General features: G+C 69.7%; 22 protein-coding genes and 1 tRNA gene. 13 read left to right on the top strand and 10 right to left on the bottom strand.

Annotated features, from left to right (window positions below):
- The first annotated feature begins 18 nt into the window (after positions 1-18).
- Positions 19-1,023, top strand: a complete 1,005-nt coding sequence (locus SACMADRAFT_RS22180; protein ID WP_009156092.1) for a methionine ABC transporter ATP-binding protein — start codon at positions 19-21, stop codon at positions 1,021-1,023.
- Positions 1,024-1,042: 19 nt separating this feature from the next.
- On the opposite strand, the gene SACMADRAFT_RS22175 is transcribed toward SACMADRAFT_RS22180, so the two are convergent.
- Positions 1,043-2,257, bottom strand: a complete 1,215-nt coding sequence (locus tag SACMADRAFT_RS22175) for a sensor histidine kinase (RefSeq protein ID WP_009156091.1) — start codon at positions 2,255-2,257, stop codon at positions 1,043-1,045.
- A gap of 139 nt (positions 2,258-2,396) precedes the next feature.
- On the opposite strand from SACMADRAFT_RS22175, the gene SACMADRAFT_RS22170 reads away from it, so the two are divergent.
- Genes SACMADRAFT_RS22170 through SACMADRAFT_RS22160 form a run of 3 tightly spaced genes read left to right on the top strand, consistent with a single transcriptional unit; the run spans position 2,397 to position 6,903 of the window.
- On the top strand, positions 2,397-3,365 hold the full coding sequence (locus SACMADRAFT_RS22170) for a 4-(cytidine 5'-diphospho)-2-C-methyl-D-erythritol kinase (protein ID WP_009156090.1): 969 nt from the start codon (positions 2,397-2,399) through the stop codon (positions 3,363-3,365).
- Between the two features lie 51 nt (positions 3,366-3,416).
- Positions 3,417-5,195: an ABC-F family ATP-binding cassette domain-containing protein gene (locus SACMADRAFT_RS22165; RefSeq protein ID WP_009156089.1), complete on the top strand. Its 1,779-nt coding sequence runs from the start codon at positions 3,417-3,419 to the stop codon at positions 5,193-5,195.
- Between the two features lie 25 nt (positions 5,196-5,220).
- Positions 5,221-6,903: a fatty acyl-AMP ligase gene (locus tag SACMADRAFT_RS22160; protein WP_009156088.1), complete on the top strand. Its 1,683-nt coding sequence runs from the start codon at positions 5,221-5,223 to the stop codon at positions 6,901-6,903.
- 46 nt (positions 6,904-6,949) lie between these two features.
- Here the strand turns inward: SACMADRAFT_RS22160 and SACMADRAFT_RS22155 are convergent, their stop codons facing one another.
- The 7 genes from SACMADRAFT_RS22155 to SACMADRAFT_RS22125 all read right to left on the bottom strand — a co-directional run bounded on the left by SACMADRAFT_RS22155 (position 6,950) and on the right by SACMADRAFT_RS22125 (position 13,330).
- Positions 6,950-7,294: a DivIVA domain-containing protein gene (locus tag SACMADRAFT_RS22155; RefSeq protein ID WP_009156087.1), complete on the bottom strand. Its 345-nt coding sequence runs from the start codon at positions 7,292-7,294 to the stop codon at positions 6,950-6,952.
- 164 nt (positions 7,295-7,458) lie between these two features.
- Complete coding sequence (gene pth / locus SACMADRAFT_RS22150; RefSeq protein WP_040926708.1) at positions 7,459-8,052, bottom strand: aminoacyl-tRNA hydrolase; 594 nt, start codon at positions 8,050-8,052, stop codon at positions 7,459-7,461.
- Positions 8,053-8,061: 9 nt separating this feature from the next.
- A complete protein-coding gene (locus SACMADRAFT_RS22145) occupies positions 8,062-8,709 on the bottom strand; it encodes a 50S ribosomal protein L25/general stress protein Ctc (RefSeq protein WP_009156085.1) in 648 nt (215 codons plus the stop codon).
- A gap of 226 nt (positions 8,710-8,935) precedes the next feature.
- Positions 8,936-9,916 carry a ribose-phosphate diphosphokinase gene (locus SACMADRAFT_RS22140; RefSeq protein WP_009156084.1) on the bottom strand — a complete coding sequence of 327 codons (981 nt, stop codon included), beginning with the start codon at positions 9,914-9,916 and terminating at the stop codon, positions 8,936-8,938.
- Positions 9,913-11,385 carry a bifunctional UDP-N-acetylglucosamine diphosphorylase/glucosamine-1-phosphate N-acetyltransferase GlmU gene (gene glmU, locus SACMADRAFT_RS22135; RefSeq protein ID WP_009156083.1) on the bottom strand — a complete coding sequence of 491 codons (1,473 nt, stop codon included), beginning with the start codon at positions 11,383-11,385 and terminating at the stop codon, positions 9,913-9,915. The genes SACMADRAFT_RS22140 and glmU overlap by 4 nt, the downstream gene beginning before the upstream one ends.
- 48 nt (positions 11,386-11,433) lie before the next feature.
- A complete protein-coding gene (locus SACMADRAFT_RS22130; protein WP_083841058.1) occupies positions 11,434-13,155 on the bottom strand; it encodes a GGDEF domain-containing protein in 1,722 nt (573 codons plus the stop codon).
- A gap of 103 nt (positions 13,156-13,258) precedes the next feature.
- Positions 13,259-13,330 (bottom strand) — tRNA-Gln (locus SACMADRAFT_RS22125).
- Between the two features lie 164 nt (positions 13,331-13,494).
- Here SACMADRAFT_RS22125 and SACMADRAFT_RS22120 point away from each other — a divergent pair.
- Both SACMADRAFT_RS22120 and SACMADRAFT_RS22115 read left to right on the top strand, forming a co-directional pair.
- On the top strand, positions 13,495-14,448 hold the full coding sequence (locus SACMADRAFT_RS22120) for an acyl-CoA desaturase (protein ID WP_009156081.1): 954 nt from the start codon (positions 13,495-13,497) through the stop codon (positions 14,446-14,448).
- A gap of 111 nt (positions 14,449-14,559) precedes the next feature.
- Complete coding sequence (locus SACMADRAFT_RS22115) at positions 14,560-15,159, top strand: TetR/AcrR family transcriptional regulator (RefSeq protein WP_009156080.1); 600 nt, start codon at positions 14,560-14,562, stop codon at positions 15,157-15,159.
- Between the two features lie 50 nt (positions 15,160-15,209).
- Here SACMADRAFT_RS22115 and SACMADRAFT_RS22110 read toward each other — a convergent pair whose 3' ends face one another.
- Positions 15,210-16,412, bottom strand: a complete 1,203-nt coding sequence (locus SACMADRAFT_RS22110; RefSeq protein WP_009156079.1) for a PQQ-dependent sugar dehydrogenase — start codon at positions 16,410-16,412, stop codon at positions 15,210-15,212.
- A gap of 123 nt (positions 16,413-16,535) precedes the next feature.
- On the opposite strand from SACMADRAFT_RS22110, the gene mfd reads away from it, so the two are divergent.
- The 4 genes from mfd (at position 16,536) to SACMADRAFT_RS22090 (ending at position 22,961) form a co-directional block, all read left to right on the top strand.
- On the top strand, positions 16,536-20,138 hold the full coding sequence (gene mfd / locus SACMADRAFT_RS22105) for a transcription-repair coupling factor (protein WP_009156078.1): 3,603 nt from the start codon (positions 16,536-16,538) through the stop codon (positions 20,136-20,138).
- A gap of 73 nt (positions 20,139-20,211) precedes the next feature.
- A complete protein-coding gene (locus tag SACMADRAFT_RS22100) occupies positions 20,212-21,168 on the top strand; it encodes a SurA N-terminal domain-containing protein (RefSeq protein ID WP_009156077.1) in 957 nt (318 codons plus the stop codon).
- Positions 21,165-22,121 carry a MazG family protein gene (locus tag SACMADRAFT_RS22095; protein WP_009156076.1) on the top strand — a complete coding sequence of 319 codons (957 nt, stop codon included), beginning with the start codon at positions 21,165-21,167 and terminating at the stop codon, positions 22,119-22,121. The genes SACMADRAFT_RS22100 and SACMADRAFT_RS22095 overlap by 4 nt, the downstream gene beginning before the upstream one ends.
- Positions 22,122-22,130: 9 nt before the next feature.
- On the top strand, positions 22,131-22,961 hold the full coding sequence (locus SACMADRAFT_RS22090) for a lysozyme family protein (RefSeq protein ID WP_050998219.1): 831 nt from the start codon (positions 22,131-22,133) through the stop codon (positions 22,959-22,961).
- On the opposite strand, the gene SACMADRAFT_RS22085 is transcribed toward SACMADRAFT_RS22090, so the two are convergent.
- Positions 22,958-23,362 carry a tetratricopeptide repeat protein gene (locus tag SACMADRAFT_RS22085; RefSeq protein WP_009156074.1) on the bottom strand — a complete coding sequence of 135 codons (405 nt, stop codon included), beginning with the start codon at positions 23,360-23,362 and terminating at the stop codon, positions 22,958-22,960. The two genes, SACMADRAFT_RS22090 and SACMADRAFT_RS22085, sit on opposite strands and share 4 nt — an antisense overlap.
- Positions 23,363-23,505: 143 nt before the next feature.
- Between SACMADRAFT_RS22085 and SACMADRAFT_RS22080 the strand changes: the two genes are divergently transcribed.
- The 3 genes from SACMADRAFT_RS22080 (at position 23,506) to eno (ending at position 26,381) form a co-directional block, all read left to right on the top strand.
- The gene (locus SACMADRAFT_RS22080) at positions 23,506-24,471 is read left to right on the top strand and encodes a hypothetical protein (RefSeq protein ID WP_009156073.1); all 966 of its coding nucleotides are present in this window, start codon (positions 23,506-23,508) and stop codon (positions 24,469-24,471) included.
- A gap of 58 nt (positions 24,472-24,529) precedes the next feature.
- Entirely contained in the window at positions 24,530-24,991 is a 462-nt protein-coding gene (locus SACMADRAFT_RS22075) for a VOC family protein (protein ID WP_009156072.1), read from the top strand.
- A 103-nt stretch (positions 24,992-25,094) separates the two neighbouring features.
- Positions 25,095-26,381 carry a phosphopyruvate hydratase gene (eno, locus tag SACMADRAFT_RS22070; RefSeq protein WP_009156071.1) on the top strand — a complete coding sequence of 429 codons (1,287 nt, stop codon included), beginning with the start codon at positions 25,095-25,097 and terminating at the stop codon, positions 26,379-26,381.
- Positions 26,382-26,384 lie beyond the last annotated feature (3 nt).

Here is a 26,384-nt window from a genome sequence, read left to right as displayed (position 1 = left end):
GTTGCTATGGAGCCATTCGTGATCACCGTCGAGAACGTCAGCAAGTCATTCCCAGGGTCCTCGGCGCCCGTTGTGGCGCTACGAGACGTGAGCCTCAATGTGGACGCGGGCTCGCTGTTCGCCGTGGTGGGCCCCGCCGGGGCGGGCAAGTCCACGCTCGCACGTTGTGTCTCGTTGCGGGAACGACCGGATCGAGGGGTCGTGCGCTTCGACGGCATGGCCATCAGCAAGCTCGACGGTCGAAGGTTGCGGGAGGCCAGAAGGCAGGTGGCGGTGGTCGACGCCCGGCTGCGGCCGGAGCGCACCGTCGCGGGCAACGTGGCGGCGCCGCTGGAGCAACTCGGCGTCGACGCGCCGAGGCGTCGCGGCCGGGTCGCGGAATTGCTGGATCTTGCCGGGCTCACCCGCCGCGCCGCGCAGTTGCCGGACCAGCTCACGCCGGGACAGCGTTGCCGGGTGGCGGTCGCCAGGGCACTGGTGACGAACCCTGCCGTGCTGCTCGTCGACGACCCGACCGGTGCGGTGGACGTCGCGGAGTCGGGTGCGGTGCTCACGGTGCTCGACAGGGCCCGCGCCGAGTTGGGTGTCACGGTGCTGCTCACCACCCGCAGCGCCGCGGACGCGCGCAGAGTCTGCGACGACGTAGCACTGCTGGAGCGGGGCGAGGTGGTCGAGACCGGCAAGGTGCTGAGCTTGCTCGGCAAACCCGGCAGCAAGGTCGCGGAAGCGCTGCTTCCCCCGATCGAGACGACGCGGGCTCAGGTGGCGCAGTACGACCTGGCCGTGGACGTGGTGCTGATCGGGTTCGCCGCCATCGGCGCACTGCTTTCCGAGGCGACGGCCCGGTTCGACGTCGAACTGGCCACGATCGGCGGGGGGATCACCAGGATCGGCGACACGCCCGTGGCCCGGTTCCGGCTCGGTGTACGCGGCCAGCGTGCCGACGCGTCGCTGGCGTGGATCGTCGAGCGCGGCGCTCACATCACCGACACGCTGTGCGGGCTGCGCAACCTGGCGGCGTGAGGTCGCCGCGCCCCGAGGCTCAGTTCGCCGTGGCCGCGTCCTGCTCGGTTCTGCTGCCCGCCCGCTGGACGGTGGGGAGCGTGACGACGAAACGGGCGCCCGGATCGGCGGGCTCGTAGCGGACGTCGCCGCCGTGCGCCTGGCACAGTTGCCGTACGATCCACAGCCCCAGCCCGACCGACTTCCCGTTGCCGTGGCTGGTGAATCGGCCGAACAGTTGGGGCAGCACTTCGTCGGGGACACCTGGGCCGTAGTCGCGGAAGGCGATGTTGAGCCAGCCCTCGTCGGTGGTGGCGCTGATATGCACCGGCGGTCCGGCATGCCGGATGGCGTTGTTGCTGAGGTTGAACACGATCTCCTCGAACCGCTCCGGGTCCAGCTCTGCGACGAGGCTGCCGTCGATGTCCACCGTGGCCTGGTTCGCGGGAAGGTAGTTCAGCGCGTTGTCGACAGCCTTACCGACGTTGACCTGGTGGATTTCCAGGCGCAGCGCGCCCGTGGTGTCGACCCGTTCAAGGTCGAGCAGGCCGGTGGCCAGTTTGGTGATGCGGTGTGCCTGCCGTTGCGCGGTTTGGGCGATGGTGTGGCGTTGTGCCTGGGGCAGGTCCTCGTCGGCGAGAGCCTCCACCGCCAGCTCCAGCGCGGTGAGCGGTGAGCGCACGTCGTGGGCCAGCGTCGCGGTGAGCGCGGCCCGCCACTGTGCCACCCGGTCGAGTTCGTCGCGGGTCCGTTCGACGGAGGCCACCTGCCGCGCGACCAGTTCCTCGACGCCGATGATGACGGGGAGGAGCAGCAGCGCTATCCCGACGACGATGCGGAGCTCCTGGGTGAGCGCGAGCCCGGCCACGTAGCCCGCCGTCGCGGCAGACACGGTGACGGCTCTGACCCAGCCGGGAAAGTGCAGCCCCACCCAGACGAGCATCAACAGCAGGAAGGGCGACGTGACCATCGAGTAGCTGCCGAACCCCCACGTCGTCAGGGTGATGCCCGCGACACCGGGAACGAAGATGAGCGCGGGCAGCAGCGGATTCCAGCGCTGCCACGGCAGCAGCCACAACACCGGGACGATCGCGATGCTGCCGATCCCGCCCACCAGCAGCGGCACCCTGGTTCCGGGGAACGCGGCCGAACCCGCCAACGCGAGGCAGCCACCGAGCAGGCTGATGACACTCGCCTGGCGTGCCGCGCAGACCGGTCCGGACCCCCAGAACTGGAAATCGCGCTTCGTCGGCACAACGGTGACTGTAAGGGCTTGTGGCCAACCGCACAGTTCGACGCGTGCGCGCCATCGGGTGTCGTCGTGGCGCGGCCGCACACCCCGCGTCGCCGCTGGTGACCGCTGCGCCTTGAGCGCGCCAAGTAGGCTGGTAGCCGTGCTTGCCGTCGTTCCGCCGCCGGTCACCGTACGGGTGCCCTCGAAGATCAATCTGCACCTGTCCGTCGGTGCCGCGCGTGAGGACGGCTACCACGACCTGACGACGGTGTTCCAGGCGCTGTCGCTGACCGACGAGGTCACGGTGGCGGCCACCGAGGACCCCGGGGTCGAGGTACACGGAGAGGGCGCCAAGTCGGTTCCCACGGACGAGAGCAACCTGGCCTGGCGTGCGGTGCGCGCGCTCGCCGAGCGGGTGGGCAGGCCAGAGGACGAGTCGAAGGTCCGGGTGGTGCTGCGCAAGGGCATCCCCGTGGCGGGCGGCATGGCGGGTGGCAGCGCCGACGCGGCGGCGACGCTCGTCGGTCTCAGCGCGCTGTGGAAGCTGGATCTGCCGAGGGACGAACTGGCCGAGGTCGCCGCCTCGCTCGGCAGCGACGTGCCGTTCGCGCTGTACGGCGGCACAGCGCTGGGGACCGGTCGCGGTGAGCGACTCGTGCCGGTGCTTTCGCGGCACGTGTTCCACTGGGTGCTGGCGTTCGACCAGCGAGGGCTTTCGACCCCGAAGGTCTACGCGGAACTGGACCGGCTGCGCCACGACGGTGATCCGCCGAGGGTCGGTTCGCATGACCCCGTGGTGGAGGCGCTGGCATCCGGTGACCCGAGGCAGCTGGCGCTGCTGCTCGGCAACGACCTGCAGGCGGCTGCGGTGTCACTGCGGCCGGGGCTGCGCCGCACGCTGCGGGCGGGGGTCAACGCGGGCGCGCTCGCCGGTACGGTGTCCGGCTCGGGGCCGACCTGCGCCTTCCTCTGCGAGAGCGCGCAGTCCGCGCTGGAGGTGGCGGCGGAACTGGCCGGAGCCGGGGTGTGCCGCACCGTCCGCGTGGCACACGGGCCGGTACCTGGTGCGCGCGTGGTCGGCGGCGACGACAGCCCCCGGCCGACCACGCCGCCGCAGGTGCACGCCTGAGCGGGCGACCGGGCGGATCACGAACCCGAGACGAGAGGGATAGGCGTACGGATGGCCAACCTGGTCAACCTGGAGTCGGTCAGCAAGTCCTACGGTGAGCGCGCGCTGCTCGACGGCGTGTCGCTCGGCGTTGCCGACGGCGACCGCATCGGCGTCGTCGGCCTCAACGGCGGTGGCAAGACAACGCTGCTCGAAGTGCTCTCCGGCGTCACCGAGCCGGACTCGGGAAGGGTAAGCCGAACCCGCGACCTGCGCGTTCGCGTCGTGACACAACGAACGAACCTGCCAGAGGCCAGTACCGTGCGGGAGGCGGTGCTCGCCGATTACGCCGCAGAACACGAGTGGGCCTCCGACGCGAGGGTGCGCTCGGTGATGGACGGGCTCGGCATCACGGCGATCGGCCTCGAGACCCCCACGGCCACCCTGTCCGGAGGTGAACGGCGCAGGGTCGCGCTCGCCGCGGCGTTGGTTGCCGAACTCGATCTCGTCGTGCTGGACGAGCCGACAAACCACCTCGACGTCGAGGGTGTGCGCTGGCTGGCCGACCACCTGCTGGGCCGCAGGATCGCGCTGGTGGTGGTGACCCACGACCGCTGGTTCCTCGACGCGGTGTGCTCGCGGACGTGGGAGGTCACCGGCGGCAAGGTGGAGCAGTACGAGGGCGGCTACGCCGACTGGGTGTTCGCCAGGGCCGAACGCTCCCGCCTGGCCGCCGCGGCCGAGGAGAAGCGGCGCAACCTCGCCCGCAAGGAACTGGCGTGGTTGCAGCGCGGCGCCAAGGCACGTACTTCCAAGCCGCGTTACCGGGTCGAGGCGGCCGAGGCGCTGATCTCCGACGTCCCCGAGCCTCGCGACTCCGCGGAACTGCTGTCCTTCGCCAAGCGTCGGCTCGGCAAGACCGTGCTCGAACTCGAGGACGTGACGCTCACCGCGGGGGAGCGCGTCCTGGCCGACCACGTCACCTGGCGCATCGGACCGGGGCAGCGGGTAGGGATCGTCGGCGTCAACGGCTCCGGTAAGACCACCCTGCTGCGGCTGCTCGCCGGTGAGGTGACACCGAGCACGGGCAGGCGCGTCGAGGGCAAGACGGTGCGCCTGGCTCACCTGCGTCAGGAACTGGAGGACCTGCCGGGGCAGCTTCGTGTGCTGCAGGCGGTGGAGTCGGTGGCAACCCGCGTGACGCTGGGAAAGCAGGAGTTGTCCGCCTCGCAGCTTGCGGAGCGACTCGGCTTCCCACCCGCGCGGCAGTGGACGCCCGTCGCGGACCTCTCCGGTGGTGAACGCAGGCGGCTGCAGCTCGTCCGGTTGTTGATGTCGGAACCGAACGTGCTGCTGCTGGACGAGCCGACCAACGACCTCGACATCGACACCCTGCAGCAACTGGAGGACCTGCTCGACTCCTGGGCGGGCACACTCGTGGTCGTGTCCCACGACCGCTACCTCGTCGAGCGGGTGTGCGACACGGTGGTCGCGCTGTTCGGCGACGGGGCGCTGACCCACCTGCCAGGAGGCATCGACGAGTACCTCACCCGCAGGGCGAAGGCGCAGCAGGAAGGCGGACAGCCCGGCCGAGCCGCGGCTTCCTCGGCTGCGGCCACGCGGGTGAAGAGCGACGCCGCGCAGTGGCGTGCCGCGGCGAAGGAACTCGCGCGGCTGGAACGCAAACTCGACACGCTGCACGCCAAGGAGCGCAGGCTGCACGACGCTCTGGCGGGCGCCGCGACCGATCCCGACCGGCTGATGGAGCTCAACACCGAGCTCAAGGCCCTGCTCGCCGAGAAGGAAGACCTCGAACAGCGGTGGTTGCAGACATCCGAAGCGATGGAGTGAACCCGGCCGGGGATAGGGTCTACTCATGAGTCGGTTCGTGGAGACGATGGTCGCCACCGCGAACGCGGGTGGTCGGCAGCGTGGCATGGTCACAGGTGAGCCCTCCGACCCTGTCCGCAGAACGTGGTTCGAAGTACACCAGCGCGCCGCCCGGGTGGCGGGCGGGCTCGTGGCGGGTGGGTTGCGGCCGGGAAGCGCCGTGGCCGTGCTGGCCGCCGCGCCCGAGTTGATCGCGCCCACGGTGCAGGGCACCTGGCTGGCGGGCGGCAGTGTGACGATGCTGCACCAGCCAACGCCGCGCACCAACCTCGAGCAGTGGGCCGAGGACACCTTGCAGGTCCTCAGGATGATCGGGTCGGACCTGGTGCTGCTCGGTGAACCGTTCGACCAGTTGGCGCCGGTGCTGGAGCAGCACGGGATCTCCTACCGCTCGATCACCGACCTGCTCGCCGCGCAGCCGCTGCAGCGGCCGGTGCCGGTCGGCGAGGACTCGCTCGCGTTGCTGCAGTTGACCAGCGGCTCCACCGCCGCCCCGAAGGCCGTGAAGATCACCCACGGCAATCTGTACTCCAACGTCACCGCGATGGTGCAGCGGGCCGAGTTCGACTTCGAGCGCGACGTGATGGTGTCGTGGCTGCCCACGTTTCACGACATGGGCATGGTGGGTTTCCTCACCGTGCCCATGACCTTCGGCGTCGAACTGGTCAAGATCACTCCGGTCGAGTTCCTCTCCGGCCCACTGATCTGGCCGGAACTGATCAGCAAGTACCGCGGCACGACCACCGCGGCGCCGAACTTCGCCTACGCCATCGTGGGGCGGCGACTGGCCAGGGTCGATGACGACGACGCCTACGACCTGTCCAGCCTGCGCATCGCGCTCAACGGAGCGGAACCCATCGATCCGGTGGCCGTGCGCACGTTCACCGACGCGGGCCTGCGCTTCAAGATGGCTCCCGAATGCGTGTTCCCCGCATACGGGCTCGCCGAGGCCACACTGGCGGTTTCGTTCGCGCCGCTGTTCACCGGCCTCACGGTGGACGTCGTGGAGGCCGCCCCACTGGAGGCGGAGAACCGCGCCGTGCCGGTCCCGGAAGGAGACCCGCGCAGGGGAACCGACCAGGTCCGCGGTTTCGCCGTGCTGGGCCGCCCGCTGGCAGGGCTCGAGGCCCGCATCGTCGACGAGAGCGGCAAGGCGCTCGGTGAACGCGAGGTCGGCGAGATCGGACTGCGGGGGGAGGCCGTCTCGCCCGGCTACCTCACGGTGGAGGGCCCGGCTCCGACGCAGGACGCCGACGGCTGGTTCGCCACCGGCGACCTCGGCTACCTCGTGGACGGGCAGATCGTCATCTGCGGTCGCAAGAAGGACGTGATCATCCTCGGTGGCCGCAACGTGTACCCGACCGACATCGAGCGGGCGGCCGGCTCGGTGGAGGGGGTGCGCGCGGGCAACGCAGTGGCCGTGCGGATCGACGCCGGCACGCGCAGGGAGCGCTTCGCCGTCGTGCTGGAGTCGAAGCTGGCCGGTGAGGGCGATGCCGAGCACGAACTCGCCAAGCAGGTGGCGGCGCGGGTTCGCGACGCGGTGGACGCTCGGCCCTACGCGGTGGTCGTGCTGCCACCGGGCAGCCTGCCCAAGACTCCGTCCGGCAAGGTGCAGCGGGCGGAGACGGCTGTGCGGTTCAGGTCGCAGATCGACGCACGCGCCTGAAGGCCGCGGCGAAGCGAATCGGCAGCATAGCCTCGCGACGGCCGGATCACTCCGTCAACCGGACCTCTTCGGGTGCGACCGGCCGCCGCGAGGGCTTCCTTGCGGCGGGAATGCGGTGCGCGGCGCGGCGGGTGCCCCTGCGGTGGGCGAACTGCTTCTCGACGGCGTCGAGGAACTCGTCAACCTCCCGCTCGTCGTAGCCGCGCCTGCCGAGCGGTGGACGTCCGAACTGGACATGATGCACCTCGGCCGCGGTGAGATCGTCCTTGCCTGCCAGCGCCTTCGCGATCCGCAGCACGAAGGCGTCGACCTCGTTCTTGGCGTAGCCCCTGCGTCCGATCGCGGCGTTGCCGAACTCGATGTTGCGCACGTCCTCAGCGGTGAACGACATGAAACCTCTCCAAGGTCAGGCACGATCGGCTCAACACCGTCGTAGCCCCCGTCGTAGCCGCAGTGGCAACAGCGGGAAACCCCGGAACAGGATCATCGACTCGAACAGGTGGCCGCGACCACGCCTGTGGGTGAAGGTTTCGAGGTGACCGGGCAGCGCGGTCGTCAGCGAGTGTGGAAGGTGTTCTGTGCCGCCGTGAGTCCTCGGCCGAGCAACTCGGTGACGGCGTCCGCGCACAGGTCGATGTTGAGCGCCAATTCCTTGCGCTCGGTCGCGGAGAAGTCCTTCAGCACGAAATCGGCCGGGTCCATGCGGCCGGGTGGACGCCCGATACCGAACCGCACCCGGTAGAAGTCGCCGGTGCCGAGCGACTTGGCGATCGAGCGCAGTCCGTTGTGGCCACCCGCGCCGCCGCCGAACTTCAACCGCACCGAGCCGTACGGCAGGTCGAGTTCGTCGTGCACCACCACGATGCCGTCGGCCGGGACCTTGAAGAACCGGGCGGCGCCCGCGACGGGCCCGCCGGAGACATTCATGAACGACCGGGGTTTGGCCAGCACCGCCTTGCGCCCCGCGAGCAGGCCCTGCACCACTTCGGCGCCGCTCTTGTGCGCCTTGAACTTTCCCCCGACACGCGCGGCGAGTTCGTCCAGCACGAGATAGCCGATGTTGTGCCGGTTGCCCTCGTATCGGGGGCCTGGATTGCCGAGGCCGACGAGCAGTACCTGCTCGCCGGCCCCTGGCACGTCCTGCTCCACCGCCACCGGCTATGCGCCGTTCTCGGCGCTTTCCGGCTTCTCCTCGACCACACCCGCGCCCTCGGTGTCGACCTCGGCCTCCATGGCAGCCTCGGTCGGGGCCTCGTTGATGGCGGCCACCAGGTAATCCGGATCGGTCACCAGCCTGGCGCCCTCGGGCAGCGCCACCTGCGCGGCCGAGATCTGCGTGCCGGGCTCGGTGCCCTCGATCGAGACCTCGATCTGCTCGGGAATGTGCAGGGCCTCCACCTCGATCTGCAGGGTGTCGAGGTCCTGGTTCACCAGGGTTCCGGGGCCGGGCTGGCCGGTGAGCACCACCGGGACGTCCACGGTGACCTTCTCGCCGCGGTGCACCACCAGCAGGTCCACGTGCTCGATGTAGTTCTTCAACGGGTGCACGGTGACCGTCTTGGTCAGCGCCAGCTCCGTAGCCTTCTCCGCCCGGTCCGTCGCGCCCGCGACGTCGAGCGTGAGTACCGCGTTCTGGCCGTTCTCCCGGATCACCCTCGCGAAGTCGATCGCGGGCAGTGCCAGGTGCCTCGGGTCGACGCCGTGGCCGTAGAGCACCGCGGGGATCTTGCCCGCGCGGCGGGTGCGGCGCGCGGCGCCCTTGCCGAACTCGGTGCGTGGTTCGACCGTCAGACGTGTCTCGGACACGGGGATGCACTCCTTGCGGTGGGTCAGGGGGTGTTGCTCTTCGGCTGTCCGACGGCGAGGTCCACGAAAACGTGCGCGCACGGCGTGGCCACTCAAGCCGCCGCGTCGATCACGCCGGACGCCGAGCCTCACTCGCAACGACGCCCGCCTCGCCGAGACAACCCGCACAGTCTAATCCAGCGGTTTCCCCTCTTCCCGAGGGGTCCGCCGGTTGCTGCAGGCCGGCTCAGGCGCTGCCGTCGAAGAGGCTCGTCACCGAACCGTCCTCGAAGACCTCCTGGATGGCGCGGGCGAGCAGCGGAGCGATCGACAACACGGTCAGCCCTGCGAAGCGCTTCTCCTCCGGGATCGGCAGCGTGTTGGTGACGATCACCTCGCGCGCCTTGCAGTTCGACAGCCGCTCGGTGGCCGGATCGGAAAGGATGCCGTGGGTGGAGGCGATGACCACGTCGGCCGCGCCCTCCTCCAGCAGCGCGTCGGCGGCCTTGGTGATGGTGCCACCGGTGTCGATCATGTCGTCGATGAGCACGCACAGCCTGCCCTGGACTTGCCCGACGACGCGGTTGGCGACAGCCTGGTTCGGTTTGTCCGGATCGCGAGTCTTGTGGATGAACGCGATCGGCCGGTCGCCGAGTTGCTGGGCCCACTTCTCGGCGAGCCGGACCCGGCCGGAATCGGGCGAGACCACGGTGATGTCGGCATCGCCGTAGGTCTCGTTGATGTGGTCGGCGAGCACCGTCTGGGCAAGCAGGTGGTCGACCGGTCCGTCGAAGAAGCCCTGGATCTGCGCCGTGTGCAGATCGACCGTCATGATCCGGTCGGCGCCCGCGGTCTTGAACAGGTCGGCGATGAGCCGCGCCGAGATCGGTTCCCGACCCTTGTGCTTCTTGTCCTGCCGCGAATACGGGTAGAACGGCATGATCACAGTGATCCGCTTCGCGCTGGCGCGCTTGAGGGCGTCCACCATCACGAGCTGTTCCATGATCCACTCGTTGATGGGGGGCGGGAAACTCTGGATGACGAAGGCGTCCGTGCCGCGCACCGACTCCTGGAACCGCACGTAGATCTCGCCGTTGGCGAAGGAGTGCACCGTCTGCGGGGTGATCGTCACGTTGAGGTGCTTGGCCACCTCTTCGGCGAGTTCGACATGCGAACGGCCGGAGAAGAGCATGAGGTTCTTCTTCGGCGTGCCGGACTTCGGGCTCATTGTGGTGACTCTCCGTCGGTGTCGGTTTCCTGTCGCGAGGAGAGGGCCCGCTCGGCCGCCTCCGCCGCGGGGGTGCCCGGCCTGCGCCGGACCACCCAGCCTTCGATGTTGCGTTGTGGTGACTCCGAGATCGCCAGCGCGCCTGGGGGCACGTCGTGGCGAATGACGGTCCCCGCGCCGCTGTACGCGCCGTCGCCCACGGTCACCGGTGCGACGAACATGGTGTCCGAGCCGGTTCGAACGTGGGAGCCCACTGTGGTGTGCCGCTTCTGCACACCGTCGTAGTTGACGAACACGCTGGAGGCACCGATGTTGCTGTACTCCCCAATAGTCGCATCACCGACGTAGGTCAGGTGCGGCACCTTGCTGCCGGTGCCGATGTCGGCCTTCTTCGTCTCGACGAAGGTGCCGATCTTGCCGTGCTCCCCGAGCCGAGTTCCCGGCCGCAGGTAGGCGAACGGGCCCACCGACGCGCGCTCACCGATCGTGGAATCGCTGGCGTGGGTGCGCACGACGCTCGCACCGGCGCCGACGGCGACGTTGGTGAGCGTGGTGTCCGGCCCCACCCGTGCGCCCTCGGCGACCGTGGTCGCTCCCTGCAGTTGCACGTTCGGCGCGACGATCACGTCCCGCTCAAGGGTCACGTCGGAGTCGATCCACGTGGTCGAGGGGTCGACCACGGTCACCCCCGCCAGCTGCCAGCGGCGCACGATGCGCCGGTTGAGCTCGGCGCCGAGAGCGGCGAGTTGCACCCGGTCGTTGACCCCCTCGGTCAACCACGGATCGGAGACCACGAGCGCGCCGATTGCCCTGCCGCGCTGCCTGGCGATGCCGAGCACGTCGGTGAGGTACAGCTCGCCCTGCGAGTTGTCGGCCGACAGTTGCGCGAGGCCGTCGGCGAGCACCTCGGCGTCGAACGCGTACACCCCGGAGTTGATCTCGGTGATCTCCAGTTGCTCCGCCGTGGCGTCGGCGTGCTCGACGATGCCGACGACGTGGCCGTCGTTGTCGCGCAGGATCCGGCCGTAGCCGCTGGGGTCGGCGACCACCGCGGTCAGCACGGTGACCGCGTGGCCGCTGTGCGTGTGCTCAGCCAGCAGTTCCGACAGCGTCGTGGTGTCCAGCAGCGGCACATCGCCGTAGGTGACGAGCACGGTGCCGGACAGCCGCGGTGGCAGTTCGGCCAGTGCGCACGACACCGCGTGCCCGGTGCCGCGCTGCTGTTCCTGCACGGCGGTGGCCACGGGTCTGCCGAGTGCCTTGCCGATGTGGTCGAGGTGTTCGGTCACGGCTTCCCGCCCGTGCCCGACGACAACGACGAGCCGCTCGGGGTCCAGGCCCGCGGCCGCGCGGACGGCGTGTTCGACCAGCGGCCGCCCCGCGATCGAATGCAGCACCTTCGGCGTCGCCGAGCGCATGCGGGTGCCCTCACCAGCGGCGAGGATCACTGTGCTGAGTGGGCCGGTCACGGCACTCCTCAATCTGGGAACTGGCTAGCTTTTCGACGGGCCACGATCCTACGTGTCCTCGTCGTCGCCGCACGCCGGGCTCGACGCGGCCGGGTCCACCTCGGCTTTGCCGTCGGTGTCGGTGTCGGTGCCGGGCGAGGGACTGGCGCAGATCTGGTTGCCGCCTCGGCGCTTGGCCTGATACATCGCGGCGTCGGCCCTGGAGAGCACCTCCTCGGCCCGCTCCTGCGGGCGCAAGGACACCAGACCGACCGAGAGCGTCACGCCGTGCGACAGGTGTTCCGGCAGTGAGGCCACGGCCTTGATGGAACGGGCGAGTGCCTGGGTGGCGGCCGACACCGGCGCGCCGGGCAGCAGGATCACGAACTCGTCACCGCCGTAGCGGGCCACCACGTCGTCAGAGCGCAGCGCGTCCCGCAGCGTGCTAGCGACGACGCGCAGCACGTCGTCGCCTTCTGCGTGGGAGTACTGGTCGTTGACGTCCTTGAAGCCGTCCAGGTCCACCAGCGCGACCGCAAGCGGTTGCGCGTCCGTGGACGCGGCGAGCGCGCGCAGCCGCTCGTCGAGCGCTCTTCGGTTGGGCAGGCCGGTGAGCGGATCCTGCAGTGCCTGCTGGGTGATCGCCCCGTGCTCGGCGGACAGTCGTTCGTGCTCCCGCCTGGTGTTGAGGGTGGCGATCTGCGACTCGCGCAGCGACCACAACTCGGCCTCCAGCGCCGAGGCGTAGTCGGCCAGCAGCGTGAGCGGGGCCAGTTCCTCCGCTTCGGGGACCCGGCCGTCCGGCTTGCCCGCGCCCAGCCTCGCCAGCTCGCGTACCAGGTTGAGCCGCATCGAGGGCTGCGAGTTGTCCTCGGCCTCGGTGTGCCTGGTGTCCAGCAGCACTTCCATCGCCTCGTCCGGTTTGCCGTCCGCGTCGAGGCAGCGGGCGAGCGCGATGGCGACGAGGATGTTCTCGTGCGGGTAGCCCTTTCCGCTGCTGAGTTTGCGGAGCCGTTCGATGTGCGCGGCGGCGGGCGCGGCCAGCGCGAGCGACGCGGCAAGCAGCCCGACCTGGTCGATGGCGGGCACCCCGGGTTTGCGTGGAAACAGCGACTCGGCGAACGGTGCTTCGGCCGCGATCGTCATCGACGCGGCCGTGCGGAACTTCTCGCCTGCCTCCTCGTCGCGCCCCACCCGTTCCAGCCGCAGTCCCCAGCCCAGCAACATCTTGATGCGGTTCATCAGCAGCAGGGTGATCTCGTGCGGTCCGGCGCTGTCCCTGATCGCCTGGTGGGCGCGGGCGATGACCTCCTCCGCCGCCTCGTACACCCCGAGTTGGTTGAGCACGATCCAGCAGTCGTTGAGCGCGGACGACAGCAACCGGTCCCAGGCGCGTCTGCCGAGTTGGGTGTCGGTGTTGGGTGCGTCGTCGAGCAGCGCGAGGGCCCTGGCGATCTCGGTGAGCGCGGCGTCCTCCTGCCCGGTGAGGACAAGGCCGCGTCCCCGCAGCGCGTGGGCGTCGGCGCGCAGCAGCGACAGGCCGTGCCGTTTGGTGTGCGCCAGCATCTCGTCGAGCAGCGGTTCGGCGTCGTCCACCATGCCACGCGTGATCAGGCGGGATACCGCGGCGGCCCGCAGCAGTTGGGCGACGAGCACGGGCTCGCCCCTGCGCTGTGCTTCCTCCAGCAGTTCGTCGAGAGTTTCGACGACCTTGAGTTGCTCGGCGCGGTCGCTGCGCTGTACGGCGGCGATGAGCTCGCGGGCGCGGCCGAGTAGCCAGGCGTCAGACATGTCGCCCAACGCCGGGCGCCGCTGGTCTTGCGTGTCAAGGCCGTCGCCGTGCAGCCGCCTCACACCCCCTACCGGCCTTCGTCCCGCACCTGGAGCCGGGAAGCTCCGCCGCCAGGGCTCGAACCTGGACTGTCAGAACCAAAATCTGAAGTGCTGCCAATTACACTACGGCGGATCACGCCTGGTCAGGATAGCCAGTAGCGAAACGGGTACTCGCCACGGGGCGGTGCAGCCGGATTTCGGCTCTCCCCAGGGCCTTCCTACCTCCTGTACCGTAACTTACGGAAACGTAGGTAAGGCCACCCTTGCCAGCTTGTATCAGAGAAAGAAGTGAAGTGCATGACGGCGACCCTCGAAGGTGCTTCGGCACCTGCCGCCAAAGGCCCCAAACCCATCATCGACGGCAGGCGCACGACCGGCTTGCAGAGCGCGATCTATCTCGGGGTCCTCGCCCCGCTCGCCGCACTGATCGCAGCGGTGCCCTTCGCGTGGGGCTGGGGTCTCACCTGGGTTGACGTTGGATTGTTCCTGTTCTTCTACGTCGTCAGCGGCCTCGGCATCACGGTGGCGTTCCACCGCCACTTCACGCACGGGTCCTTCAAGGCGAAGCCATGGCTGCGCGTCGTGCTCGGTATCGCGGGGAGCATGGCGGTGCAGGGCCCGCTCATCACGTGGGTGGCCGACCATCGCAGGCACCACGCGTTCTCCGACAGGGAGGGCGATCCCCACTCGCCGTGGCTGTTCGGAACCTCGCCGCTGGCCATCGCCAAGGGCTTCTGGCACGCGCACATGGGTTGGCTGTTCGAACGCGACCGCAGCAACGCCGAACGGTTCGCTCCCGACCTGCTCAAGGACCCCGCCATGCGTAAGGTCGACCAGTTGTTCTGGCTGTGGACGCTGCTGTCGTTGACGTTGCCCGCGCTGATCGGCGGGCTGCTCACCTGGTCGCTGTGGGGTGCGGTGACCGCGTTCTTCTGGGCCGGTCTGGTACGGGTGTGCGTGCTGCACCACGTGACCTGGTCGGTGAACTCGATCTGCCACATGATCGGCGAGCGTCCCTTCACGGCGAGGGACCGCTCGGCGAACTTCTGGCCGCTGGCGATCTTCTCGTTCGGCGAGTCGTGGCACAACCTGCACCACGCCGACCCCACCTCGGCCAGGCACGGCGTGCAGCGCGGCCAGATCGACATCTCCGCGCGGCTCATCTGGGCGTTCGAAAAGCTCGGCTGGGCATACAACGTGCGCTGGCCGACGTCGACCAGGCTGGCCAAGCTCGCCGTCGACGCGGCGTAAGCCTCGCGCCCGCGAAGCCGCTTGTACGCTGCCAGGGTGGCGGCAAGACGGCGGGCGAAGCGTGATCTGGTCGCCGGGACGAGACCGAACGTCCCGGCGACCAGGGTGCGCATGACCGGTACCGAACGAAGACAGCAACTACTGAACGTCGCGCGAGAACTCTTCGCGGAGAAGGGCTTCGACGGCGCGTCGATCGAGGAGATCGCGCATCGGGCGAACGTGTCGAAGCCGGTCGTCTACGAGCACTTCGGCGGTAAGGAAGGCATCTACGCCGTCGTGGTGGACAGGGAGACCCAGTCGCTGCTCGACCGCATGGTGTCCACTTTGCACGGTGGGCACCCGAGGGCGATGCTCGAGCAGGCGGCGGTGGCCCTGCTGAGTTACGTCGAGGACTCCCACGACGGCTTCCGCATACTGGTGCGCGACTCCCCGGTGGCCAGCACCACCGGCACGTTCTCCACCCTGCTCAACGACATCGCGAGTCAGGTGGAGCACATACTCGGGCAGCAGTTCGCCGCGCGAGGGTACGACGGCAAGCTGGCCGCTCTCTACGCGCAGGCACTCGTCGGCATGGTCGCGCTGACGGGTCAGTGGTGGCTGGACGCCCGAAAGCCCAAGCGCGACGAGGTGGCCGCCCACCTGGTGAACCTCGCGTGGAACGGGCTCTCCCACCTGGAACACAAGCCCAAACTCCGGCTCACCGATTCCTGAACCCCCTGCGGTCCGACCGCCCCGTGCCCAGCGGACGCCAGCTGGGCCGCTCAGCCGCCGGAGTTCGCCGGAGTCACCCGGAACAGCTTGTCGTCGCTGCCCGTCGAGGTGGTGACGTACAACGCGCCGTCAGCGGCGCGGCGCACGGCTCGCAGCCTGCCGAACCGGTCGTTGAACTCAGGAGGCAGCACGATGCTGCTCACCTCGCCGCCCTCGGAATCCAGCAGGAACAGCAACATCTTCTGACCGCGAAGCGCGACAACGGACAGCGCGCCGTTCAGGTCGCCCCACTGCTGCCCTGAAACGAAAGCCGCACCCGAGGGTGCCTCCGTCGAAGAGGCCCCTGACGTCCACAACGGCGGAACCGCGTCCGGGAATCGCTGCAGGTCGGTCATCGGCACGTCCTCGTCGTAGTGGTCGACGGTGCCGCCCCGTGACGGGTCCCAACCGTAGTTGCGGCCCGGCTGAAGGCGGTTCATCTCGTCGAAGCCGGTGGGTCCGTGCTCGGAGATGTAGACCTGGCCCGTGCCCGGCCGCACCGCGACTCCCTGCACGTTGCGGTGTCCGTAGGTGTAGATCCTGCGCTCGTTGGCGTTGGCCGAGGATGCGAACGGGTTGTCCGGCAGGCCCTCTCCGGTGCGCAGGTCGATGCGCAACACCTTGCCGCCGAGGCTCGTCCGGTCCTGCGGGATCGTCGGGTCGCTCGCGGTGTCTCCCGTGCCGACCAGCAACGCGCCGTCGGCCGCGATGGTGGGGCGGCAGCCGGAATGGCGTCCGCTCTCGTTGATCGGAAGTCCGGTCAGCAGGTCACGCACCCGGGTCGCGGTGCGGTAGTCCGGTGACAGCCGCCAGGTGACCAGCCGGATGTCCACCGGCTGCCCGTTCCGCTGGTAGGTCTGGCACATGGTGAACTCCCGCGTCCGATCGAAGTCCGGGTGCACCACCATTCCCATCAGCCCGCCCTCGCCCTGTACGTAGACGTCGGACAGATCGGCGCGAACCCGCGTCGCCGTGGTCCCTTCGACGAGCGTGAGCCTGGCCGGACGCTCGGTGACCAGTACCCGCCCGCCCGGCAGGAAACCCACGTCCCAGCCGTGTTCCAGCCCGCCGACCACCTCGGTGACGTTCATCGGCTGCTGCGCCGTTGTCGTCGTCGACGCGGTGTCGGCAAGTTCGTCGGAACCGCTGCCTCCGCAGGCGGTGACAGCGCCGAGCAGGACGGCAGCGGCAAATCCCAGCACTGGAGCTCGCATGGAGCCCAGTCTGCCCCGGTGCGGGTTGCAACGCCGGGCGAATGGGAACGTACCCTTGAACCGAGAGCCCCTGTGCCGCTCGTCCCGGGCAGGGGTGTGTCTTATGTAAGGGGATCTCCAGCCGTGACCGAATCGAGCCCAGGCTCTTCGCGCCCGGCCGCGCTCGCCGGGCTGCTTTCGGCTGTCCTGCCCGATCCGGCGCTGCGCGGCGTCGTCGAGCGGGCCGGGGCGCCGCTGCTCGACCTGGTGGGCCCGCCTGCGGCGAGGCAACTCGTCATCGCCGCGCTGGCGGCGGAGGGCGGCGCGGGCAGGCCCGTGCTCGCCGTGACCGCCACCGGCAGGGAAGCCGACGAACTCACCGCAGCACTGCAGGGCCTGCTCGGCGACGATGCGGTCGCCGACTTCCCGTCGTGGGAAACGCTTCCGCACGAGCGGCTCTCCCCTCGGGCCGACACCGTCGGCAGGCGACTGGAGGTGCTGCGCAGGCTCGCGCGGCCAGGGCAGGGTGGGCTGCGCGTCGTGGTGGCCACGGTGCGAAGCCTCATCCAACCCATGGCTCCCGACCTGGACACCCTCACCCCGGTGGAACTGGCGGTGGGGAAGGAAAGCGAGTTCGAGGGCGTGCTCGAGCGGCTGGTCGAGCTTGCCTACACCCGCGTGGACATGGTGGAGAAGCGCGGCGAGTTCGCCGTGCGCGGCGGCATCCTGGACGTGTTCGGGCCCACCGCGGAGCACCCGCACCGCGTCGAGTTCTTCGGCGACGAGGTCAGCGAGATCAGGGCGTTCTCCGTCGCAGACCAGCGGTCGCTGCCCGGCGAGGTCAGCGAGATCGTCGCGCCGCCGTGCCGGGAACTGCTGCTGACCGCCGAGGTCAAGGCCAGGGCGGCCAAGCTCGCCGAGATACACGCAGCCGATGCGCAACTCGCCGAGATGCTGACCAAGCTGTCCAACGGCATCCCGACCGAGGGCATGGAGGCGCTCATCCCCGTGCTGTGCGAGGGGGAGCTTCGGCTGCTCACCGACGTCATGCCGGAGGGCACCCACGTCGTGCTCGCCGACCCGGAGAAGATCAGGGCCCGCGCCCACGACCTCGTGCGCACCGGTCAGGAGTTCCTCGAGGCTTCGTGGCTGAGTGCCGCGGGAGGCGGCAGCGCCCCGATCGACCTCGGCGCTTCGGCCTACCGCGAGCTCACCGAGGTGCGCTCGCACGCGGGCGAGACCAACCGCGCATGGTGGACCCTCTCGCAGCTCACCGGCGAGCAGGACGTGCTGGGCCTCGACATCGAAGCAGCGCCCGCCTACCGCGGCGAGTTGGAACGGGCGAGCACCGACCTGCGGGCGCACACGGCGGCGGGTGGGGCCGCGGTGGTCGTGGTGCGCGGCCCAGGCACGGCCAAACGAGCTGTCGAGCAGTTCTCCGCCGCCGACGTTCCCGCGACACTGGCAGCCGACGGCCTCGCCGAACCGCCGAGAGCAGGCGTGGTGACCGTGACCTGCGGTGGCATCTCCGACGGCTTCGTGGCGCCCGCTTCGGCGCTGGTGGTGCTCAGCGAGAGTGACGTCACCGGAAGGGGCGCAACCGCGGGCAGGGCAGGCTACGACCTGAACACGAAGATGCCCTCGCGCAGGCGAGGTGCGGTCGACCCGATCGCGCTGAAGGCGGGCGACTACGTCGTGCACGACCAGCACGGCATCGGTCGGTTCGTGGAGATGGTGCAGCGCACCGTCGGCGGCGCGACCCGCGAGTACCTGGTGCTGGAGTACGCACCGTCCAAGCGGGGACACCCCGGCGACCGGTTGTTCGTGCCGACCGACCAGCTCGACGAGGTGTCGCGCTACGTGGGCGGCGAACTGCCGACGCTGAACAAGCTGGGCGGTTCCGACTGGAAGAACACCAAGGCCAAGGCCCGCAAGGCGGTCAAGGAGATCGCGGCCGAACTCGTGCAGCTCTACGCGGCGAGGCAGTCGGCACCCGGCCACGCGTTCTCGCCCGACACCCCGTGGCAGCGTGAGCTGGAGGATGCCTTCCCGTTCACCGAGACGCCCGATCAGCTCGCGGCGATCGACGAGGTGAAGCGGGACATGGAGCGCGGTGTGCCGATGGACCGGGTGATCTGCGGTGACGTCGGCTACGGCAAGACCGAGATCGCCGTGCGCGCGGCGTTCAAGGCGGTGCAGGACGGCAAGCAGGTCGTGGTGCTGGTGCCGACGACCCTGCTCGCGCAGCAACACCTGAACACCTTCACCGAACGCGTGCACGCCTTTCCCGTGACGATCAGGGGACTGTCGCGGTTCACCGACCAGCACGAGGCCGAGCGGACTCTGACCGGTCTCGCCGAGGGTGAGGTGGACATCGTCATCGGTACCCACCGGCTGTTGCAGACCGGTGTCCGCTACAAGGACCTCGGGCTGGTCATCGTCGACGAGGAGCAGCGCTTCGGCGTCGAGCACAAGGAACACATCAAGGCGCTGCGCACCCACGTCGACGTGCTGACCATGTCGGCGACACCCATTCCTCGCACGCTGGAGATGAGCATGGCGGGGATCAGGGAGATGTCCACGATCCTGACGCCGCCTGAGGACCGGCACCCGATCCTGACCTATGTCGGCGCCTACGACGACAAGCAGGTGGGCGCGGCCATCCGGCGGGAACTGTTGCGCGACGGTCAGGTGTTCTACGTGCACAACCGGGTCTCCTCCATCGAGAAGGCGGCCAGGCGGTTGCGGGAACTGGTTCCTGAGGCCCGCGTGGTCACCGCGCACGGGCAGATGAACGAGCATCGGCTCGAGCAGATCATCCAGGGTTTCTGGGAACGCGAGTACGACGTGCTGGTGAGCACGACGATCGTGGAGACCGGGCTGGACATCTCCAACGCCAACACGCTGATCGTGGAACGCGGCGACATGCTCGGCCTCGCACAGCTGCACCAGCTACGCGGCAGGGTCGGTCGCGGCAGGGAACGCGGTTACGCCTACTTCCTCTACCCGACGGAGAATCCGCTGACCGAGACGGCGCACGACCGGCTCGCCACGATCGCGCAGAACACCGAACTGGGCGCGGGCATGGCGGTGGCGATGAAGGACCTGGAGATCAGGGGAGCGGGCAACATCCTCGGCGCGGAGCAGTCGGGTCACATCGCCGGTGTCGGTTTCGACCTGTACGTGCGGTTGGTCGGCGAGGCCGTCGACGTGTTCCGCAGGCACGCCGGTGCGGGTGCCGGTGAAGAGGAGCAGGCCCCAGCGGAGGTCAGGGTGGATCTTCCCGTGGACGCCCACATCCCGCACGACTACGTTCCCGGCGAGCGGCTGCGCCTCGAGGCGTACCGAAAGATCGCGGCGGCTCCCGACTCCGACGCGCTCGACGCCGTGCTGGACGAGTTGGTCGACCGCTACGGCACTCCACCGCGGCCGGTGAGCAGGTTGCTGGCGGTCGCGAGGTTCCGGCAGGTGTGCAGGCAGGCAGGGATCACCGAGGTGACCGTGCAGGGCAACAACATCCGGTTCGCTCCGCTGCCGCTCACCGACTCGCAGCTGGTGCGGCTGAAGCGGCTCTACCCGAAGGCCGTGTTCAAGGCCGTCACCAACACGGTGTCGGTGCCCAAGCCCACCGAGGGCCCCGCGGGCGGGCGCATCGGTGCGCCGCCGCTGCGCGACGAGGCGCTGCTGGAGTGGTGCACCAGCCTCGTGCGCTCGCTCACCGCGCAACCGGCCACGACGGGATCGTGAGTGGCCGGTTCGTCGTGGCGCCGGACCCCGGTGCGTCGCGGCGGCCGAAGCGGCGTGTGAGAAGGTACGCGCTGTGACCCGTATCATCAGCCGCCCCGCCACGCTGGTCCTCGCTGTGATCGCCTCGCTCCTGCTCGCAGGGTGCGGGTCAGGACCTAGCAAGGTCGACTCCGCCGCCATCATCGGCAACCGCTCCGTGTCGCTGGACTCCGTGCAGCAAGAGGTCCGGTGGCTGCTGGACAACGTTCCGCAGGTGGAGCAGGCGAGGCAGCAGGACAAGCTGGCCCTGCAGTCGCGGCAGATCGTGCGCAGCAGGGTGCTGCACCAGCTGGTGACCGTCGCCGCGGCCCGAGAGGGGCTGCGCGTCGACCAGGCGGAGGCGGACCGGCTCGTCGAGTCCGGCGGTGGTGTCGACCAGGTGGCCCGCGCCATGGGCATCGTTCCTGAGCGGGTGCGGCAGCTCGCGGCCGACCAGGTGTTGCTGCAGCAGCTTGCGCAGCGGCACCTGGAGGGGCTCTCGGTCCGGTTCGTCGGTACGACGATCGTCGGCGAGTCGGCGGGCAACACCGCCAGGGAGCAGGCGCGTGCCCTCGGTGAGCGCATCGCGGCCGACCCGGCCAACGCCGAGCGTGTGATTTCCGAAAGCGGGCACCAGCTCATCCAGGAGGAGCTGTCGTTCGCCGACGCGCTGCGCGGTCAGCCCGAGTTGGGCATCAGCGCGCTGTTCGGCACCAGTGAGGGTTCGGTGATGGTGATCCAGCCGAGCCAGGCACAGTCCGGGTGGCTGGTGGCGCTCGTGCGCGAGCGGACGGTGACCGGCTCCGGTCAGGGCAACGCCGAGCTGGCCGCCCAGCTCGACCCGCAGGTGCTCTACCTGGCAGGGGTGCGGATGCTGCAACCGATCGCCGACGAACTCGGTGTTCAACTCAACCCGCGCTACGGCGTGTGGGACAGCGCTGCCATGGCGCCCGCTGCCAACTCCGACGAGCTGACCGGCTACCTGCTGCCGTCCCGTACCGTGCGGTCATGACGTCTTCGCGGGCCACGGTGGTGCTGATCTCCCAGGCACTGCCCCAGGTGCTGCCCGCGAGGGCGTGGCCCGCGATGCGCTCGGCGAGCGCCGTCTACGCCGCTGCGGACGTGCCGGAGGCTACCCGCGCCGCACTGGATGTCAAGGTGGCGCCCGAGCCCGCTGAGCTCGCGCGTCACCCCGATGTCGTGCTGCTGGCAGCAAGCGTGGCTGAGCCCGGTGCGGCCGCGCTCGTCGAGCGAGGTGCCGAGGTGCTCGAGGCCGCCGTGCCACCGTTGGTGCGGGCGGTGGACGTGATGGACCGGTTGCGCTCACCGGGGGGCTGTCCGTGGGACGCCGCGCAGACCCACGAGTCGCTGCGCCAGTACCTGATCGAGGAGACCTACGAACTGCTGGACGCCATCGAGAGCGGCGACCGCGTCGCGCTGCGCGAGGAACTCGGTGACGTGCTGTTGCAGGTGCTGTTCCACGCCAGGATCGCGCGGGAGTACGACGACGGGGCCTTCGGTATCGACGAGGTCGCCGAGGAGTTGGTGGCCAAGCTGGTGGGCAGGCACCCGCATGTGTTCACCGACGAGGAGCAGGTGCACACCGTCGAGCACCAGCAAGCCCGCTGGGAAGAACTGAAGCAGGCGGAGAAGCGCAGGCAGTCGATCATCGACGGAGTCGCGTTCGGACAGCCCGCCGTCGCGCTCGCGGGCAAACTCGGCCAGCGCACCGGCCGACGTGGCCTGCCGTTCGACCTGCTTCCGTCGGGGACCGACGAGGGCTCCAAGCTGTTTCGCGTGGCGGCCGCGGCTCGCCGCGCCGGGGTGGACCCGGAGGGCGCGTTGCGGGCGGTCGCGAAGGAGTTCGCGGATCAGGTCCGCGCCGCGGAACGAGCCGCTCGCGCGGCGGGCTGGGACCCGGCCACCCTGGATGCTGACGGTTGGCGCCGCTTCTGGCCCGCGTAGCCTGATCGGGTGGCCGAGCCCCCCGCCCGACCGAGGACACCGTCGCGCGACCGTGGCGGTGCACCGCTGCCACGAGCCGCGCTCGGCCGAGTCATGCTGACGCTGCTGCTGATCGTGATCGGACTCGCGCTGACGCTGACCGTCGGTCTGGACAGGCGCGACGGCGACGGCGACGCCACCGCGGCGGCGGGTGATCAGCGGCGCCCACTTCCTCACGCAGGCCTGCCCTCCCGTGCCGTCGCGGCGCCGCCGGACCGGCCGCGTGCTTCCGACGAGGCTCAGCTACAGGCTTGGGCAGGCGAGGTTTCGGCCGCCACCGGCGTGCCCGCCCGGGCGCTCGCCGCTTACGGCAGGGCGGAGATGTGGCTGCGGGGCGAGCGACCCGGCTGTGGGCTTTCCTGGGCGACACTCGCCGCGATCGCAGGTGTGGAATCCGAGCACGGCAGCGTCGGTGGCAGGAGGATTGGCGCGGACGGCAAGCTCACCGAGCCGATCGTCGGGGCTTCCCTCGACGGCTCTGCGGGCGCGCGGAGGGTCGCAGACACCGACGGCGGCAGGCTGGACGGCGACCGGGAATGGGATCGAACCATCGGGCCGATGCGGCTGCTGCCCCGGACGTGGCAACGCTGGGGCGGCAGGGCCATCCGTGACGGGGCGCAGGCGGACCCGCAGAACATCGACGACGCCGCGCTCGCGGCCGCCCGGTTCCTCTGCGCCGACCGCAGGGATCTCGCCACGCCGCGCGGCTGGTGGGATGCGGTGCTGGCCTACCACGATTCGGTCGGCTACGCCCGCGACGTCTACCGCGCCGAGGAAGTCTACGCCGCGGCCACTCGCTAGCCGCGTTCCAGAGCGAGCCTTGCCGACACCTCGCCGATCGCGTCCTGGTACTCCGGCACCGGGTTCATCGCCGAGGCCATCTTCAGTTGCCCCAGCGCCTCCACCAGCCGGCCGAGCCGCTGTAACGTCCTGCCGAGCACGAACCGCGCGTAGTGGTCAGCAGGATCGAGTTCCACGACGCGGGTCAACGCCCGTTCGGCACGGCTGAGTTGTGCGGAGTGGAAGTAGGCGCGACCGGCGAGCAGTTGCACGCTCGGCTTGTCCGGTTCCGCGTCCAGCACGGGTTCGAGTGCCTTCAGCGCGTCGAGCGGCCTGCGCCGCTGCACCAACGCCTCAGCCTGCCGAAACGCCCGAAACCGGGCCTCGCCCGAATGCTGCGGTGCCGGCTCTTGGTCAACCATGGTCTTCTCGACGGTACCCGCGAGGATCGCGATTCTCGACCCCCGGCAATGTCTCGAAACGGACATGATCTGCGCCGACTAGTTAACGCGTCCGTGCGGCCTTCCGATCTAGTGACGGCTCACCTCACCCGATTGGAGGCACGGTGCATCCGGACGAGTTCGATCACCCCGACCTGCGTGACCGGAGTTGGACCAAGCGTGCGGAGCGGCGGGCACGCCGTGAGGCCAGAAGGGCACGCAGGCGGCAGGTGGCTGTCTGGGGGCAGCCGAAGCGACGATCCCACCGCGTGCGCTGGCTCGCTGTCGGCGCGGTGGTCGTCACGGTCGCGTCGGTGGGCATCTACTACGTCGAGCGCAACGCCGAGGAGGACACCCGGCCAGGCAGCCGGGCGGACCTGCCCTCGATCAACCCGGTCGACCTCGACCAGCCGTTCGCGAGCACCCCTGCCCGGAACTGGGCCGACGGTGCGGCGGGCATCGTGCCACCCGACCCGGTGGCGGTCGGCGACTTCAGTGCCGAGCAGGTCGGCGAGGCGACCGAAACCATGAAGCGGATACTCGTCGCGTCCCGGCTGGACACCCGGATGCTCAGCGAAGGCGACACCGACGCGTTCGTTTCGCTCTTCGCCCCCAACCAGCGGCAGTGGGTCCGCGAGCAGTTCAGTACGCCGCGGTGGCCCGCCGCGCTCGCGACGCGGCTCGCACCCGGCTTCCGGCTGCTGCCCTCGGGGCCGAAGGTGCGGGGATCCATGCGGGTCGAGGCAGGGGAACGGCCGGGGGAACTGCGCGTGCGCACCAGTTACGCCTTCGCCTACGCGTTCCATACCGACGACCCCTCGGCCGTGCACGCCCCGCTCGACATCGTCGCGCTGTACCGGGCCCGGCTGTCGTTCGTGTGGCGCGACGGCGACCTGTGGCGGCGGGGCGACCGTGGCTTCGCCTTCGACGGAGGTCAGGGCTTCTCCTACTCGATAGCCTGCGAGCAGGCGGAAAAGGGCATGCTCGCCCCCGCCTACAGCGGCCGCGCCCAGCTCGGCCTGCCGTCCGGCAGGCGGCCACCGGAGTACTTCGACCCGGCCAATCCCATCCCCGACGAGGACTCCTGCTGATCGGGTTCGGCGGGGTGAGTGCTGCCACGAAACGGCTGATGTGGTGAACTAGCGCGCCATGAGCGACGAAGCCCCGAGCTATCTCGGCCTCGCGCCGTACCTGTACTACACCGACGCCACCGAGGCGGTGGAGTGGCTGACCCGGGTGTTCGGTTTCCGTGAGAAGGTCCGGTACGTGGACGCCGCCGGTGAGGTGTTTCAGGCAACCGTGCTGGCGGGAACCGCCGAGATCCAGCTGACCGCGGTGGACGAGGGCTACTGGGAGGCCAAGGGAGTCGACGGCCCCGTCGGCCAGCTCAACGTCGTCTACGTCGACGACGTCGACACCCAGTACGAGCGGGTCAAGGAAGCGGTCGGCGAAACCGTGGAGGTGACCACCCCGCAGGACCAGCCCTACGGAGCCAGGCTGTTCACCGTGCAGGACATCGGCGGCAACAGCTGGGCGTTCTGGCAGCGGGTTTCCGACACGGTGGACCTACCGGTCGGCTGGCAGGAGATCAGGGCGGAGGACGACTCCTGATCCGCGCGAGAGCGAACGGCTTCGCGAGCCTCCGCAGCGTGGCATCGGGGTGCGACTACGCTGGGTGCCGTCGTGGCTGACTCAACCGGGTGAGGAGCTGAGTGTGGCGGTTATCGAGCAGGTGGGCGCGCGCGAGATCCTGGACTCTCGCGGAAACCCGACGGTCGAGGTGGAGGTGGCCCTCGACGACGGCACGCTGGCGCGAGCCGCGGTTCCCTCGGGGGCGTCCACCGGCGAACACGAGGCGGTGGAGCTGCGAGACGGCGACGCCGACCGCTACGGGGGCAAGGGTGTCGAGCGAGCCGTCGCGGGCGTGCTGGACCAGATCGGGCCCGCCCTGGTCGGGGTGGACGCGGTGGACCAGCGCATCGTCGACCAGAAGCTGCTGGACCTCGACGCAACGCCTGACAAGTCGCGGCTGGGAGCCAACGCCATCCTCGGCGTTTCGCTGGCCGTGGCGAAGGCCGCGGCGGACTCCGCGGAACTGGAGCTGTTCCGCTATCTCGGCGGTCCCAACGCGCATGTACTGCCCGTGCCGATGCTCAACATCCTCAACGGCGGCGCCCACGCGGACACCGACGTCGACATCCAGGAGTTCATGATCGCTCCGATCGGCGCCGAGTCGTTCAGGGAGGCGCTGCGCTGGGGCACGGAGACCTACCACGCGCTCAAGGCCGTGCTGAAGGGCAGAGGGCTGTCCACCGGTCTCGGAGACGAGGGTGGGTTCGCGCCCAGCCTCTCGAACAACCGGGAGGCGCTCGACATCATCATGAGCGCCATCGAGAAGGCGGGCTACCGCCCCGGCAGGGACATCGCACTGGCTCTCGACGTTGCGGCCACGGAGTTTTTCGACGACGGCGCCTACACCTTCGAGGGCACCAAGCGCAGCGCGGAGCAACTCACGGCGTACTACACCGAACTCGTCGACGCCTACCCGCTGGTCTCGATCGAGGACCCGCTCTCCGAGGACGACTGGGACGGTTGGGTCCGGCTGACCGCCGAACTGGGCGAGCGGGTGCAGTTGGTGGGCGACGACCTGTTCGTCACCAACCCCGACCGGTTGGAGGAGGGCATCTCCCGGCGCGCGGGCAACGCCCTGCTCGTGAAGGTCAACCAGATCGGCACGCTGTCGGAGACGCTGGACGCCGTGACGCTGGCCACCTCGTACGGCTACAAGTGCATGATGAGCCACCGCTCCGGCGAGACCGAGGACACCACGATCGCCGACCTGGCGGTGGCCACCGGGGTAGGCCAGATCAAGACGGGCGCGCCCGCACGCAGCGAGCGGGTCGCCAAGTACAACCAGCTGTTGCGCATCGAGGAGACCCTGGGCGACGCCGCCCGCTACGCGGGCGACCTGGCCTTCCCGAGATTCAACCCGGAGGGCTGACCC

This window comes from Saccharomonospora marina XMU15, assembly GCF_000244955.1.
GTDB classification, from domain to species: domain Bacteria; phylum Actinomycetota; class Actinomycetes; order Mycobacteriales; family Pseudonocardiaceae; genus Saccharomonospora_A; species Saccharomonospora_A marina.
The sequence above is the reverse complement of the archived record's forward strand: the minus strand, read 5'-3'. Positions and strand labels throughout refer to the sequence as shown.